At 54.0% G+C, this 13,776-nt stretch carries 14 protein-coding genes; 2 read left to right on the forward strand and 12 right to left on the reverse strand.

Annotated elements, in window-relative coordinates:
- Nucleotide 1: 1 nt before the first annotated feature.
- The 5 genes from F4555_RS05075 to F4555_RS05095 form a co-directional block, all read right to left on the reverse strand.
- The gene (locus tag F4555_RS05075) at nucleotides 2-355 is read right to left on the reverse strand and encodes a polymorphic toxin type 50 domain-containing protein (protein WP_004016680.1); all 354 of its coding nucleotides are present in this window, start codon (nucleotides 353-355) and stop codon (nucleotides 2-4) included.
- On the reverse strand, nucleotides 352-1,134 hold the full coding sequence (locus F4555_RS05080; protein WP_255312899.1) for a DUF4417 domain-containing protein: 783 nt from the start codon (nucleotides 1,132-1,134) through the stop codon (nucleotides 352-354). The genes F4555_RS05075 and F4555_RS05080 overlap by 4 nt, the downstream gene beginning before the upstream one ends.
- A gap of 70 nt (nucleotides 1,135-1,204) precedes the next feature.
- Nucleotides 1,205-2,248 carry an XRE family transcriptional regulator gene (locus F4555_RS05085; protein WP_115326008.1) on the reverse strand — a complete coding sequence of 348 codons (1,044 nt, stop codon included), beginning with the start codon at nucleotides 2,246-2,248 and terminating at the stop codon, nucleotides 1,205-1,207.
- Between the two features lie 252 nt (nucleotides 2,249-2,500).
- Complete coding sequence (locus tag F4555_RS05090; RefSeq protein WP_103759065.1) at nucleotides 2,501-3,385, reverse strand: hypothetical protein; 885 nt, start codon at nucleotides 3,383-3,385, stop codon at nucleotides 2,501-2,503.
- Between the two features lie 24 nt (nucleotides 3,386-3,409).
- On the reverse strand, nucleotides 3,410-4,231 hold the full coding sequence (locus tag F4555_RS05095; RefSeq protein WP_004012233.1) for a hypothetical protein: 822 nt from the start codon (nucleotides 4,229-4,231) through the stop codon (nucleotides 3,410-3,412).
- Nucleotides 4,232-4,382: 151 nt separating this feature from the next.
- On the opposite strand from F4555_RS05095, the gene hslR reads away from it, so the two are divergent.
- Nucleotides 4,383-4,751, forward strand: coding sequence for an Hsp15 family ribosome-associated heat shock protein (gene hslR, locus F4555_RS05100; RefSeq protein ID WP_004012232.1), 369 nt, complete (start codon nucleotides 4,383-4,385; stop codon nucleotides 4,749-4,751).
- Nucleotides 4,752-4,785: 34 nt separating this feature from the next.
- Nucleotides 4,786-6,060 carry an MFS transporter gene (locus tag F4555_RS05105; protein ID WP_004015728.1) on the forward strand — a complete coding sequence of 425 codons (1,275 nt, stop codon included), beginning with the start codon at nucleotides 4,786-4,788 and terminating at the stop codon, nucleotides 6,058-6,060.
- A gap of 263 nt (nucleotides 6,061-6,323) precedes the next feature.
- Here the strand turns inward: F4555_RS05105 and F4555_RS05110 are convergent, their stop codons facing one another.
- From F4555_RS05110 to F4555_RS05140, 7 genes are all read right to left on the reverse strand, one after another.
- Nucleotides 6,324-6,473 (reverse strand): hypothetical protein, encoded by a 150-nt coding sequence (locus tag F4555_RS05110; RefSeq protein WP_004016676.1) that lies wholly within the window; start codon nucleotides 6,471-6,473, stop codon nucleotides 6,324-6,326.
- Nucleotides 6,470-10,282, reverse strand: coding sequence for a DNA polymerase III subunit alpha (gene dnaE / locus F4555_RS05115; protein WP_004017857.1), 3,813 nt, complete (start codon nucleotides 10,280-10,282; stop codon nucleotides 6,470-6,472). The genes F4555_RS05110 and dnaE overlap by 4 nt, the downstream gene beginning before the upstream one ends.
- 146 nt (nucleotides 10,283-10,428) lie before the next feature.
- Nucleotides 10,429-11,349, reverse strand: a complete 921-nt coding sequence (locus F4555_RS05120; protein WP_004015725.1) for an RluA family pseudouridine synthase — start codon at nucleotides 11,347-11,349, stop codon at nucleotides 10,429-10,431.
- Nucleotides 11,346-11,993 carry a signal peptidase II gene (locus tag F4555_RS05125; RefSeq protein ID WP_004012226.1) on the reverse strand — a complete coding sequence of 216 codons (648 nt, stop codon included), beginning with the start codon at nucleotides 11,991-11,993 and terminating at the stop codon, nucleotides 11,346-11,348. The genes F4555_RS05120 and F4555_RS05125 overlap by 4 nt, the downstream gene beginning before the upstream one ends.
- A gap of 1 nt (nucleotide 11,994) precedes the next feature.
- Nucleotides 11,995-12,642 carry a DivIVA domain-containing protein gene (locus F4555_RS05130; RefSeq protein WP_004017900.1) on the reverse strand — a complete coding sequence of 216 codons (648 nt, stop codon included), beginning with the start codon at nucleotides 12,640-12,642 and terminating at the stop codon, nucleotides 11,995-11,997.
- Nucleotides 12,643-12,854: 212 nt separating this feature from the next.
- Nucleotides 12,855-13,157, reverse strand: coding sequence for a YggT family protein (locus F4555_RS05135; RefSeq protein ID WP_004015721.1), 303 nt, complete (start codon nucleotides 13,155-13,157; stop codon nucleotides 12,855-12,857).
- A 121-nt stretch (nucleotides 13,158-13,278) separates the two neighbouring features.
- Nucleotides 13,279-13,749, reverse strand: a complete 471-nt coding sequence (locus tag F4555_RS05140; protein WP_004015720.1) for a cell division protein SepF — start codon at nucleotides 13,747-13,749, stop codon at nucleotides 13,279-13,281.
- Nucleotides 13,750-13,776 lie beyond the last annotated feature (27 nt).

Here is a 13,776-nt window from a genome sequence, read left to right on the forward strand (position 1 = left end):
ATTACTCCTTAGGTGCAGCAGGAACCAGATGGCATCCAGTTTTCGAATAATGAATTGTCGCTCTAGTAGTAGGGAGAGCGAAAATACCACTGTCATCTTTAAAAAACCCAATTATCTGCCTGAAATCAATTACCTCTTTATTTGGTTTGCACCATTTACCTGTGCCCGCCTTGCGGTCAATAAGACGTTGAATTTCGACAATATCCAGGGTTACTGGGGATTTACTGGGGTCATACCCCTTCTTCCCGGGCATATGCTTAATCTGTTTCCCATAGTGAACCGCAGTGGTGAACCCCCGCACCTCACGCGGTTCCTTCTTGTCATAATCATACAAATTGCTTCGAGGCTTACTCACGCCACCCTCCTGTCACGCGAGCGGGTATAGGTATCTGCCGGAAAAACATAGATAGGAATATCAAGTCCTGCGGGATAGTCCAGCACACCATAGGCATCGGAACCATATACCACTATCGCGATTGGCTCCACCGTATTGACAATCACTTCAATTTCATCTCTGACAATGGCACGGTTCTCTGGCTCTTTTACCGTGCCATGCAAACCCAGCGCAATGACAGATTTGTGCGGCACGCCCGCCAAGGCGTAACAAGCAGAATCCCTGCCGGATAGTCTTACATTTGCGATGGTAGGAATACCTCTGCCTTGCGCTGCAGCACCTAAGAGCTGGTTTCGATACGTGTTCGTCAGCTTCACCGGATAAGGTGCATCATAGTACAAAGAAAAGTCCGGGGATATTATCCCGTCAAATTCTCTGGCTGTGGAAAACAGCAGCTCTGAATCATCCCAAATTTCTTTAAATTTGTAATCATCTTCGTAAAAGTGCAGCCAGGCACCAGATTTATTGTCTACCAGCTTCGCCTCTGACCACGCAACCAAACGCTTAGGAATCGTACTACAGGGAAGAATTTGAGGGATTTCCGATTCACCCCGTAAGCTTAGCCGTTTTAACAGGTGAGCATTTTTAAGTACTCGAAGTTTTTTCGCATCCTTAAATAGTATTTGGCGAACCTTACCATGCTCTTGCGTTAGTCTGAATGCTTCACCCGGCACAAGTTTGGCTTCCATCCCCGGCAGAGTCGGCTGTGTCCACTGTAAACGACTCCCGATGCTAGTCATATATACCATCCTCCACAAGCTATACGATTCTCTAGTTGTCGCTTCCGGTACTGGTCTTGCCATTGTGCTATTAGCAGGCATATGCTGGCTGCCATGACAGTACTTCCTCCTGTATATTCGGGATAACGCGAGAAAGCGGGGAAGCCCAGGGAACTACTCCCAGCTTCTGCAGGTGACCAATAACGAACCACTCCGGAATATTCAGCGAATACGCCATATCTGCTATCAATTCCCGTGAAGGGCGGCTAGGGTAGTCCAAAATCTGATTAGCCCCGATTATGTCGGCTGCAAAGTCATTAGCCTTAGCCTCACAATCATCTTCTGGATTCGTATAGTTGAGACACAGGGAACCTTCGATATGCCCTAACAGATGATGGCCGATTTCATGGAGCAGTGTAAATATCACAGAATCAGCTCTACCACCCTTCGCAGTAAGCGCAATCACCGGAACCATGCGGTCACCTACCGGAATCCGGAATGATGCCCCGTGTAACGCCGCTCCCGGGAACACTTTTTTGGACACCAGTATCAAACCAACTTTCGCTGCCAGTTGAGGCAATTTTTTAAGCCACTTAACATCCGCACTCTGCCGAGGAATTGACGCTGCCAGTTCCCGCAAACCATCTTCTTGATAAGCGGGAAATTTGGATGCGCAGGATTTTACTTGCAGCTGCACCGCTGCCAACCAGGAAGCCTGTTTAGGTGTTACGACCTCGCCGGAACCTCGACGGTGTGTCGCTTCGACAATTTTCCTGGCAGGAGCCAAAGCCTTTTCCATTTGTTCAAAATCAAGATTCCCCCCAAAGTATCCGTCCTCCTGAAGCAGTCGAAGATTGAAACGCGACTCGATGGCGGATCTGCGCTCAATAGCGCCAACATCTAAACGCTCGGTTTCTCGGGCAATCGCCTCGCGGATTCCTATCAACAGCAACTCTTCAGCAGATACCTCTAGTGCCGCACCGATAAGTACAGCGCCTTCCGCATCCAAAGCACGTTTGCCATTCAGAATGTCGGAAATGTACTGCTTACTTTTACCAGTCACAGCAGCCAAATCGCTCTGATTCCAGTCCTTAGCAGTCATCTCTGCCGTTATCAACTCACCAAGTTTACTCACTTCAACATCCTAAAGTCCGGGAATCTATGATTTCGAGATTCAGCTTACCAGATGGCATTGACGAATCCGCACAAAATCAACTAAAAGTGTTATTTATCACATTTCCGAGCGGAAGCGCCGGCTATCCCGACAAGCACCTCATGAACCCGTCACGCGGCGATGCCTGGCAGAATTGAGTGAAAATTTCGGTTTTGAGGTAAAAAACCGCCCTAAATCGCAAAATTTTCACTTATTTCTGCCACGTGGGACGAACTACGCCGGGGTGAGAGAAAAATACGTGACCCGCGCGGTCAACTTCGGGTCACGAGACAGCGCGCGTTGAAGACGTTTCAACGCCAACTTACGCTCCTCCAGGGCTTGGGGGACGCACAGTTTCAGGTTCAGCCCACCGGCCGGGAAAGGTTCGCTTGCCACGATTTCGCAGCCCGTATGCTCCGCCGCCCGCGCCAATAGCTCCGGAATCTCTGGGTCATCCCAGGGCGCCAACCAGTCATCGCCGCAAGCCAAGGCGGTCAAGGCGTTGCGTCCCAAGATTATCGTTTCGCATGAACCAAGCGGGTCGGTTCGAAAGGCCTCTTTCGCCTCGGTGGCAGAACCGTAACTATACACGGGGTCAAGCCACAGATTACCGCCATCGGTCAGCGCCGCCAACGCTACCCGCGCCGGATTCATCAACACGGGACGAGAAGCCTCCACTTCACTCTCAAAGGTCTGAGCCGAAGAATAAACCGGTGTAGCCACCCCCACTGGGGAATAGACAATGCCTAGTGACTCCGACACACAATTCACTACGTTTTCGGGCTTTCCCTCGCGAGCCCCGGATACGTGAATAATCGTGCTCTGTGTCAGGGGGGCATTTTCCTCGTAGTAGTTTTTAGCCCGAAAACCTGAGGTAAATACAGGCTGCTGTGCGGGGTCAAAACCAGGTGGCGCGAACTGCTCCCACGAATCCTTGATTATTTCCGAAGTCACCGGCTTCGGCACCGGCACCACCAGTCGTTCTGTGGCCAAAGCCCGGCACAGCGCCACTTGCGCCGCCCCGACATCCCCACACCGCGCCAGTTCCAGGGCATGTGCTGTCCCTGGCAGCAAGTCCCCTCTGTCCCCCGCATAGGGATTCTTCGGTATTTTCTTCATTAATGCCCTGCCCCCGCAAGGTAACTATTTCTTGCCACGCCGAGGTTTCCGCATCCCCTTACTGAGCATCTTCATAGCCTTCCACTGCGCAATATCCTTGGTTTCCACCGCCCCAGCAGCCTCGGTTTCCGCGACGCGCCCCAGCAGCAAATCCTCGATTTGCAGCGGCATTTGCACCAAGACCAAGCCGGAAGGCAAATCGGTTTCGAACTCGCCATTCGTCCAACGCCCCGCCAGTACTTGCCCAGTCACGCCGGGTTCCTGTTCGGTTCCGGGTGCTAACAGCGCCGAAAGCACCACCACCGGCACTCGGGTCAGTTGACTCAGAATACTGGCGATTTCACTGACGCTGGGATCAAAATCGGCCAGAGTATCCGCGATTAACGCCATCCCAAAGGCTTCCTCGCTCAGATTCAGTTCCAATACGCCCACCGCACCTGATTCGGTGGGCACCACCACCAGTTCGATATCACTTAGAGCACACAGTGCCGCCAAGGCATCGGCCGAGGCCAATGGGGTCAAAAAAACTACCCGCGCCCGATTGGAGTCGAGGTCTTCGGTAGTTTCCTGGGGTCGATCCAGTTCGGAAATTTCGGCTTCGAGCTTCCGCTGGTTGTCCGTCGAAAGTTCCGGCTCGCCCTGCCCCACCAGGGGCTCCATCTCGTCAAGTTCACCAAAATCATCCAGATTTGACACCAAATCCGCGAACTGCGCATCAACCCGAGCTTGGTCATCGTGGGTGGGGTCAAAAGTTTCGTTCCCGTCGCGTTTGCTGGGGTTTTCCCATTCATCACGTTCGTTACGATTGTCACTTTCGTGGCGGTTTTCGTTGTTTTTCTCGTTCATGAGTCGCCTCCCGGATTGTGAAATCGCCGTGGAAACGACCGGGTCTGGGCATCCGGCACCGCGACTAGTGCCGTGGAATCTGGAACATAAAACACCCTTCCATCTTAACCGGATTACCGCCGTGTTCCCACTTTAGACCTCGGCTAGAATAATGCTCATGCGAGTGGATGTGTGGCTGTGGGCAACGCGGCAGTTGAAATCACGGTCTTTGGCGACCGCAGCAGCACGAGCCGGACACGTGCGAATCAATGGTATCACGGCCAAAGCTGCCAGCCAGGTCAAGGTTGGTGACGAGGTGCGGCTGCGGGTCAACGGCTTCGACCGCGTGTTGGAGGTGCTCGAATTGCTGCCCAAGCGGGTCGGTGCCCCCGAGGCGGTGAAGGCTTATCGGGACATCACCCCACCGCGATTGACCGACCCTGCCGCCGGCGCGGTGATATTCCGACCGCGTGGCACCGGACGTCCCACCAAGAAAGAGCGCCGTCAACTCGATGCGCTACGTGGCCGCACCGCATATTAATTTGCTCCCTTTTACGGTTTGATAAACTAAAGCAGTGGAATACCCTCATTGGCGTAGACTCGCCGCCTTCTATGTGACCTCCCAGACTGTTTCCTTGCTGGGTTCTTTCCTGGTGCACTATGCCATGATTTGGTACATCACCCTGACAACTAAGTCCGGTTCCGCCCTGGCTATCGCGACTTTGTGCGGGTTTATTCCTATGTTCCTGATTTCCGGCTTCGCGGGGGTTTGGGCGGATCGGTATTCGCGTCGCAAGCTAATCGTGGCGGCGGACGCGGTGGTTGCCTTGGCCACTTTGGTGGTCATGTTGGCATTCATGAGGGGCTATAAAGAATTGTGGCTGATGTACACGGTTTTAGCCATTCGTTCCCTGGGATCCGGCGTGCAGAGCCCTGCGGTGAGTGCTTTGACCCCACAGTTTGTCCCCAAAGAGCGCCTGATGAAAGTCAACGGTATCTTGGGTTCCGTCCAATCTTTGGGCAATGTAGCCAGCCCAGCGGTGGCCGGTATTCTGCTAACGTTTTGGCCACTGTACCTGGTGTTCGCCGTGGACGTAGTAACCGCAATTATCGGGATTTTCCTGCTACTGGTTTTTGTGAAAGTGGGACATCACAATCCGGGGGCGGCTCATGAAACTTCGCAACTGCGGGAATTCAAACTGGGCTTGACCTATGTGCGCCAGCATTTCTTTGTGGGGCGTTTCCTGACCTACCAGGCGCTGTGTACTTTCTTTCTGGGCGGGCCGGTAATTATTGGCAACCTGCAGATTACTCGGGTTTTTGGTGCTGATTCCTGGCGTTTAGCCACTGTGGAAACCTGTTTTGGGATTGGAGCAGCCTGGGGCGGCCTGGCGGTTTCTGCCTGGGCAGGGGCCAAACAGGAATATAAAACTATTGGTATTGCTCTGACTCTGTTGGGGGCTTTGACTATGGGCTTAGCAGTATCACCACAGTTTTGGTGCTTTGCGGGGTTTACCGCACTAATAGGCTTGGTGGTGCCTTACTGTTCGGTGCCGACCATGACTCTGTTGCAACGCACGATAAATCCCGACCAAATGGGTCGAGTCATGTCCATTTCCACTATGATTGCCACCGCCACGATGCCTTTAGGCTCGGGAATTCTTTCTCCATTAGCCGATGCTTTTGATGTGCGCCTGGTGATGGCAATTTCTGCCCTTGGCCTGGCCTTGTCTGGATTGTTGATTTGGCGCGACCGTCAGTTCGCCAAAATTCCCCTTCCCGATGCGTACTCTGAATCCGAGTCCGAACTTGAGCAACCCGCTGCTACCACTGTTGAAACAGCAGAATAACGAGGTCATCAGGGCAGTTCAGCGGCTCTAGGACGTGCTTTGCAGGGCCGCTAGGCCGCGAATTACAGGATTTACGGCGAGTTGCGACAGCGGGGTAATTTCACGTAGAAAAATATGCAGTAAAAACGCGAACCTGTCACGATGCTGCATATAGTACAAGCAATTGTATGCGGATGGCGACTCGTGAACGGGGCGAACAGCCTTGCGCAACTTTGACTACGGCTTCCTGAAAGATACCCTGCTTCCCGGACGACTGGTGGGGGTCACCTGATGACAGCCAGGAAGCTAGGCTGTAACAGTTCCAAATATCTGCCCACAGTTTCAGCGGTAATACCCGGTGCCATCGGAACCATGTCTTTGGCGAGGGCGCGCAGACTTACGTCGCTAGATAGTGACCGCGCTATCGCGTTCATGAGGTGCTAGTCCCGGTGGCGGGGAACTGGGAAACCGTAGCCACCGGGATTCCCAAATCCGGCGTATCTCCGCTGGCACCTAATGCAGCCGAATCAAAACCATCCAAAGCAGGAGGCGAAGCCGTACTGGAGGTGGGGACAGCGGCGATGTCAGGCACCGTATCACCAGGGGCATCGAGCGGCAAAGAGCCAATCGAGCCACCGAAAGTATCAGATTCGTTAGCGGCGCGGGCGCGCAAAGCCGCCACGGGGTCAACCCCAGGTTCCACTATAACGTCATTACCCAGTAAAGCCCGCAATTCCTCGAGGAAATCCGGCCCGGCATTCACGCCCTGATCAAGTTCCAAGACTGGCGCCTCATGACCATCCCACACATGCAGCCGCACCGGAGCTTCGCCCGGAAAACGTCGCATCAAATCACCAAAAGCATTCATGGCCTCCCAGGTACAACGCTGCTGGGGCAAGAGTAACTCAACTTGGTCAAGGTGATCCAGACGCGCGGTGATATCCGGCACCGACAAATCTTGTCCGAAAACCGAGGCGCTCTCGTCCTCACGCTTCAACCTTCCCCCCACGGTAACAATCCGGTCAGGCTCTAACGCTGCCCCTACCGTTTCGTACGTCTTGGGAAAGAACAGGACGTTAATCGCCCCGCTCATGTCCTCCAAGCGTGCAATTGCCCACGGCTGGCCGGTACGTTTCGAAGTCTTGTGCTCTACCGAGGTAATCAGACCCGCAATCCGCACTTCAGCATCATTGGGCTTACCATCCTCGCTGGTCAACTCGATAATCTGGTCGGCGGCAAGGCGACGCAACACGTTCTCCATCCCGGAAAGCGGGTGATCCGAGACATACAGACCCAGCATTTGCCGCTCAAAAGCCAGTTTATCCTTTTTCGGCCACTCCTTGAGGGCGGGAATCTCGACACTGAAGCCCTCTAGCAAATCGTCCCCGCCCCCATCCAAAGACGCGAACAAGTCAAACTGTCCTTTAGATTCCTGGCGCTTCAAGGAAATCACTGAATCCACGGCTTCTTCATGTACCGCCACCAAAGCGCGACGCGCCACCCCGAAGGCATCAAAAGCCCCCGCCTTGATAAGCGACTCAATTGCGCGTTTATTACAGACTTCCGCCGGGACTTTGTTCAGAAAATCCTGGAAAGACGTATAAGCACCTTTGTCACGGCGCGACTTGATGATGCCTTCCACCACGCCCTCGCCCACATTGCGAATCGAAGCCAGGCCGAAGCGGATATCGGCTCCATCCGGCGCGAAAGTCGCTACCGAGGCATTCACATCCGGGGGAAGCACTCGAATCCCCATGCGGCGAACTTCATTGAGATACATCCCCAGTTTGTCCTTGTCAGTCTGGGTGGTCAGCACCGCCGCCATGTACTCGGTGGGGAAATTCGCCTTCAGATAGGCCGTCCAGTACGCTATCAGCCCGTAAGCAGCCGAGTGGGACTTGTTAAAGGCATAATCCGCGAAAGGCACCAAGATATCCCACAGGGTTTTACAGCAATCTTCGGAATACCCATTGCCCAGCATCCCGTCGTGAAATTTTACGTACTGTTTGTCCAACACGTCTTTTTTCTTTTTACCCATGGCCTTGCGCAAAATATCAGCCTGTCCCAGGGTGAAACCCGCGACTTTCTGGGCGATAGCCATAACCTGTTCCTGGTAGATAATCAGGCCATAGGTGTATCCCAAAATATCCTTGAGGGGGTCGGCCAACTCGGGATGAATCGGTTTAATCCCCATCGCCCCATTCTTGCGCAAGGCATAGTTAGTGTGGGAATCCGCCCCCATGGGTCCTGGCCGATACAGCGCCACCAAGGCTGAAATATCGTCAAACTCGGTAGGACGCAGCTGTTTGAGCAAGGTGCGCATACCCCCACCATCAAGCTGGAACACTCCCAAGGTTTCCCCCGAGGAAAGCAATTCATAAGTAGCCCGATCGTCAATCGGCAGGTGTTCCAAATCTGGGGGTGTTTTACCGTTTAACTTGATGTTATCCAGGGCATCAGAAATAATCGTCAGGTTCTTTAACCCCAGGAAGTCCATCTTCAACAGCCCCAAGTGTTCACAGGTGGGATAGTCGAACTGGGTGATAATCGCCCCGTCCTGCAAACGTTTCATCATCGGGATAATATCCGTCAGTGTGTGACTGGACATAATCACCGCACAAGCATGAACCCCCCACTGGCGAGTCATGCCTTCCACCCCAGAGGCCAGGCTGAAAATAGCCTGGTTTTCACCCGTACTGGCCACGACCTTGCGGAATTCTTCGGCTTCCTTATAGCGGGGATGGTCTTTATTGTAAATCTGGGACAGCGGAATATCTTTACCCATTGCCGCTGGTGGCAAAGCCTTGGTCAGGTTTTCGCCCACCGAGAACGCTGCCCCGGAAATCCGCGCCGCGTCCTTTAGAGCCTGCTTGGTTTTAATCGTGCCATAGGTCACAACCTGGGCAATTTTGTCCTTGCCGTATTTGCGAGTCACATACTCGATAACCTCGGCGCGGCGCCTATCGTCGAAGTCCACGTCAATATCGGGCATGGACACGCGCTCGGGGTTCAAGAATCGTTCGAAAAGCAAACCGTGTTGCAAAGGATCCAAGTCAGTAATCCGCATCGCATAGGCCACCATCGAACCCGCCCCGGAGCCACGCCCCGGCCCCACCCGGATGCCCTGCTGTTTGGCCCACTGGATGTAATCCGAAACTACCAGGAAGTATCCCGCAAACCCCATCTGCAGGATAATCCCCACCTCGTAATCCGCGCGCTTACGTACTGCTTCGGTGATGCCTTGCGGATAACGGTAGTTCAGGCCGCGTTCTACTTCTTTGACAAACCAGGATTCCTCGTTCTCGCCAGCCGGAACCTGGAACTTCGGCATAAATGAGGCTCCGTCATCCACTGTGGAAAACTTCACTTCGCACTGTTCGGCTACCAGCAAAGTGTTGTCGCAAGCCTGGGGCAAATCGCGAAACAGCTCGCGCATCTCGTTGCTGGGTCGCAGATAGTAATCCGTGCCATCGAAGCGAAAGCGGTTTTCATTGTTCAACTGGTCGCCCGAGTTGATGCACAGCATGGCATCCTGGATTTCACGATCTTCTTTGTTAACATAGTGCGAATCATTAGTCGCCAACAGGGGCGCGTCCAGCGCCTTGGCCAGGCGCAACAAGTCTTCACGCACCCGGCGCTCAATGCTCAAACCATGATCCATCAGTTCTATGTAAAAAAACTCCTTGCCGAAAATGTCTTGCAGCTCCCCGGCGGTACGCAAGGCCTCGTCATAGAGTCCCAAGCGGAGCTTTACTTGTACTTCCCCCGAAGGACATCCCGAAGTTCCAACCAGCCCCCCGGCGTAACGTTGCAACAGTTCGCGATCCAGGCGTGGCCACTTCCCCATCTGGCCATCAATCGAGGCCAAAGAACCCAAGCGAAACAGGTTGTGCATCCCCTCGGTGGTACGCGACAGCAAGGTCATATGCGTATAAGCCCCATTGGCCGACACATCATCCCCGGCCTTCTGCTGTTCCAAAGTCCCCCAATGCACCCGCTTCGTGTCAAAACGCGAAGTTCCCGGGGTAACATAGGCTTCCAAGCCGATAATTGGCTTCACCCCGGTCTTGACTGCCGCCGCGTAAAACTCATAAGCACCAAAGAGGTAACCGTGATCTGTAATCGCCACCGCCGACTGGCCGTTCTCGGCAGCCTTCTCTACCAGGCGCGCTACCTTTGCCGCCCCATCTAAAATCGAGTAATCAGTGTGAACATGCAGGTGAACAAAATCAGAGGAAGCCATGCCCTCCATTCTATCGGGACTGTGAAGAGGGAGCTAACCCGAAAGCCAGAGCGGGTTTCGCCCTTCAGGATGGCACCTCATGAAGCCGAAACAACGTGAGCTAAACACCCCAGCCACCCAAGATTTAAGTCCCAACCTCAATCTTGTCAGCTGCCCCGCAAAACCGCCAAAACTCCCTGCAAATCGGAAGGCAAAGGCGAATCCATCGCGATTTCTATCCCGGTACGTGGATGCTTGAAAACCAGGCGCGAAGCATGGAGCCACTGGCGTTCCAAGCCTAGACGCACAGCCTGTTTCGCATCTGCCCCGTACTCTGTGTCCCCCAGCAGCGGGTGACCAATCGCCGCGAAATGTACCCGGATCTGGTGGGTGCGACCCGTTTCCAACTGCACTCGAGCCAGGGTCGCGCCAGGCAGGCTTTCCGCAGTGTCATAGTGTGTCACGGCGGGTTTACCACCCACCACCACCGCCATCTTGAACTCACGCCCCGGAGCCCGCCCAATAGGGGCATCGATGGTGCCCAGGGACGGCTTCAAAATACCGCGAGCCACCGCCAAATAAATCTTTTCCACTCGGTGATAGCGAAAAGCGTTTTTTAATTTGCCGTAAGCCAGTTCGGACTTTGCCACCACCATTGCCCCGGATGTCCCCGCATCCAGGCGATGCACGATGCCCTCGCGTTCCACCGGACCCGAAGTGGAAATCCGCACTCCCGCCGCGCGCAAGGCTCCTACCACTGTCGGCCCGTCCCAGCCCGGCCCGGTGTGTGCCGCTACTCCGGCAGGCTTGTCCACCACCACCAGGTCGGCATCTTCGTAAAGCAGTTTCAGCCCCGGCACCGGGGTCACTTCCGGTACATAAACTTTGGGGTGAATCGGCGCAGTAACTTCCAAGGTTTCCCCGGATTGCAGCGCATCGGATTTCTTTAACACCGTTTCACCCATAGCCACGCCACCTTGTGCCAGGATTTCGCCGGCCTTCGCGCGCGACAGCCCTAGCAGTTTCGCCAATCCAACATCGGCGCGCAGACCCGTCAAGCCCTCCGGTACCGGCAGTACTCGGTTCACTTATTTTTCCCTCCGGCGGGTTCATGAGGCGTGAGTTGAGATGTGGACTTGAGTGCGGTTTTAGGCTCGGATTCATGAGGTGCCATCTGGGTTTCGACACCTTCTTCGGAATCTTCGCTGGTCGCATAGCCAAAAATCGACACATTTTTAAGCATGAGTCGGAACACCAAGATCATCCCGATAACCACGAAAATATCGGCCACATTGCCGACGAACAGACCGAAATAATCAATGAAATCAGTCACCGCTCCGGTACCGAAGGTATCCCCCATGTGGCGATCGGTAATGTTACCGGATCCGCCGCCGATAACCACAGCTAAGGTATATGCCCAGGCGCGATTGGAGGATAGAAACATAACGACGGTCAATGCCGCCAACACTACCGAACTCAGAATCGTGACTACCAGGGTCTTGTTCCCGCCTAAAGACAGTGCTGCTCCCGAGTTCTGGGTCAAATGCAGAGTAATCCAGTTTCCCACCAAGGGTAGGGGCTCGGGGCGTGAGGCGAGAAAGTGTATCGCTAGCCACTTAGAGCCCTGATCTATTAACCCGATCAATATAGCAATACCAGAAGCTACCAGGTTCCGGTGGAGTCTATCTGGATCCACCGGAAGCTGGTAGCCAAAAACCTTAGGAGGCTTCATGCTACGCGTTAGGAGCCGAGGCCGCCAAGTCCGCGAGAACACCTTCCAGATAGCTTCTTATCTGGGAGCGGTAGTCGCTCTCGAAGGTACGCAGCTCCTCAATCTTGCGTTCCAGCATGCCGCGTTCCTGCTCGAGCTGCGCTAAGACACGAGAGTGCTCTTGTTCGGCCTCGGAAATAATCCGGTCGGCTTCCACCCGAGCCTTAGCGATAATCTCTTCGCCTTCCTGCTGACCGTTTTGGACGTATTCGTCATGGAGACGTTGCGCCATGGTCAGCATGGACACCGCTGAGGTGGATTCGTTCTCACCCTGAGGCATTGCCGGCATCGCAGCCGGAGCCGGTTCGGGCTGCGGTTGTGGCTCGACAAAAGCAGGTTCCGACTGCGGCTCAGGTTGTGGTTCGGGTTGTGGCTCGGTCTCCACGTAGGTTACGGGAGTCGGTGCCACGCTGGCCGTTTCGAGCTCGGTGATACGGCGGTGTGCCTCTTCGAGCTGCTGTTTTAAGCCATCACGCTCTTTGGTCATCGCATCGAGGGTATTCACCACCTCGTCCAAGAAATCATCGACTTCATCTTGGTCGTATCCCTCCCGAAACTTCGTCGGTTGGAACTTTTTGTTGACGATGTCATCTGTGGTGAGCAGCGCCATATATGTCACCTCGTCCTGTCCAGGGGCCGCAGCCCGTCTTATCAAACTTTGGAGCCTTCGCACGATACCGTACGACATCCATTGTTCCACATTTTTGTTACTTGTGTGAATACTGAGGTTTTAAACTTACCGCTTTTTGGTGGGAATTTACTAATTTCTGACTGGAAGCCGGCCCTAGTATCAAGAGGGAGCTCCGGTTAAAGCGCAGCATTTCAAGCCAAGCTATACAAAAAAAACCACGCCACCAGTCGCTGAGTCACCACCAACACCAGAAAAAACACCAAAAATCCCATGTCAAGACCGATTCCTCCGAAACGTAGGGGGGGAATCAATCGGCCAAAGAAGCGCACCGGCGGATCCGTGAGGGAATAGACAATGTTCGCCAGCACTAACACCACTCCTCGAGGACGCCAGTCTCGCGCCAGGAAGCTAATCCAGTCCAGAACCACACGCACCATCAAAATCGCGAGATACAGCGAAATTGCGTAGTAAATAACCAGTCCAATTATCTGCACTCACCCAGTTTACTGGGTGAGTGCACGGTTATAGCAAACGCACGCGAAATGCAAAGTTGCCTGGCAGCAATTCCTCGCCCCCGGATAGGTTAAAACTCCCGATAGCTGAGGTTGACCCCAATTAATACCGAGACGGCAGGAAAGAGGGGGTCTGTTTCTGGTCGGTAACCGTAGCAATTCCTTTGGGGGTGAGCAAGAACAGGTTTTCTCCGACCAACTCTAGCTTCCCCTCCAAGCCGAAACACAGACCAGACACAAAGTCAACCATACGTTGCCCCTCGGGCTTGCCCATATAGTTCAGGTTAAGGATTACCGGAATGTTGTCACGCAAGGAATCCCCAATTTCGGGGGCATCGTTGTAGCTGGTTGGCTTGGAGGTTTTAATTCGGTTGAAAACGGGAGCCTGCGGCTGCGATTGTGCCTCGGTAACTTCTTTTTTCTCCGAAACCTCTGGTTCTGTGGAACCGGGGAATTCGTGAACTTCGCCCAGGGCGCCCTCGTCATTGTCAGCATATTCATCATCGTAATCTGAAGCATCTGGTTCCCGTAAACCAACTTTTTCCAGCACATTGCGCAGTAATGCACTTCCCATATCTTCTCCCATAAGTTGTTGCCGAAT

This window comes from Mobiluncus mulieris (assembly GCF_014204735.1).
Lineage (GTDB): Bacteria > Actinomycetota > Actinomycetes > Actinomycetales > Actinomycetaceae > Mobiluncus > Mobiluncus mulieris.

Coding starts and splice junctions, on each gene's coding strand:
- dnaE (WP_004017857.1), bottom strand. CDS start 10,282: ATGGCTTCCTCTGATTTTGTTCACCTGCATGTTCACACTGATTACTCG.
- F4555_RS05130 (WP_004017900.1), bottom strand. CDS start 12,642: ATGGCGCTGCTCACCACAGATGACATCGTCAACAAAAAGTTCCAACCG.
- F4555_RS05110 (WP_004016676.1), bottom strand. CDS start 6,473: ATGAACGCGATAGCGCGGTCACTATCTAGCGACGTAAGTCTGCGCGCC.
- F4555_RS05095 (WP_004012233.1), bottom strand. CDS start 4,231: ATGAACGAGAAAAACAACGAAAACCGCCACGAAAGTGACAATCGTAAC.
- F4555_RS05080 (WP_255312899.1), bottom strand. CDS start 1,134: ATGACTAGCATCGGGAGTCGTTTACAGTGGACACAGCCGACTCTGCCG.
- F4555_RS05090 (WP_103759065.1), bottom strand. CDS start 3,385: ATGAAGAAAATACCGAAGAATCCCTATGCGGGGGACAGAGGGGACTTG.
- F4555_RS05125 (WP_004012226.1), bottom strand. CDS start 11,993: ATGAAGCCTCCTAAGGTTTTTGGCTACCAGCTTCCGGTGGATCCAGAT.
- F4555_RS05140 (WP_004015720.1), bottom strand. CDS start 13,749: ATGGGAAGTGCATTACTGCGCAATGTGCTGGAAAAAGTTGGTTTACGG.
- hslR (WP_004012232.1), top strand. CDS start 4,383: ATGCTCATGCGAGTGGATGTGTGGCTGTGGGCAACGCGGCAGTTGAAA.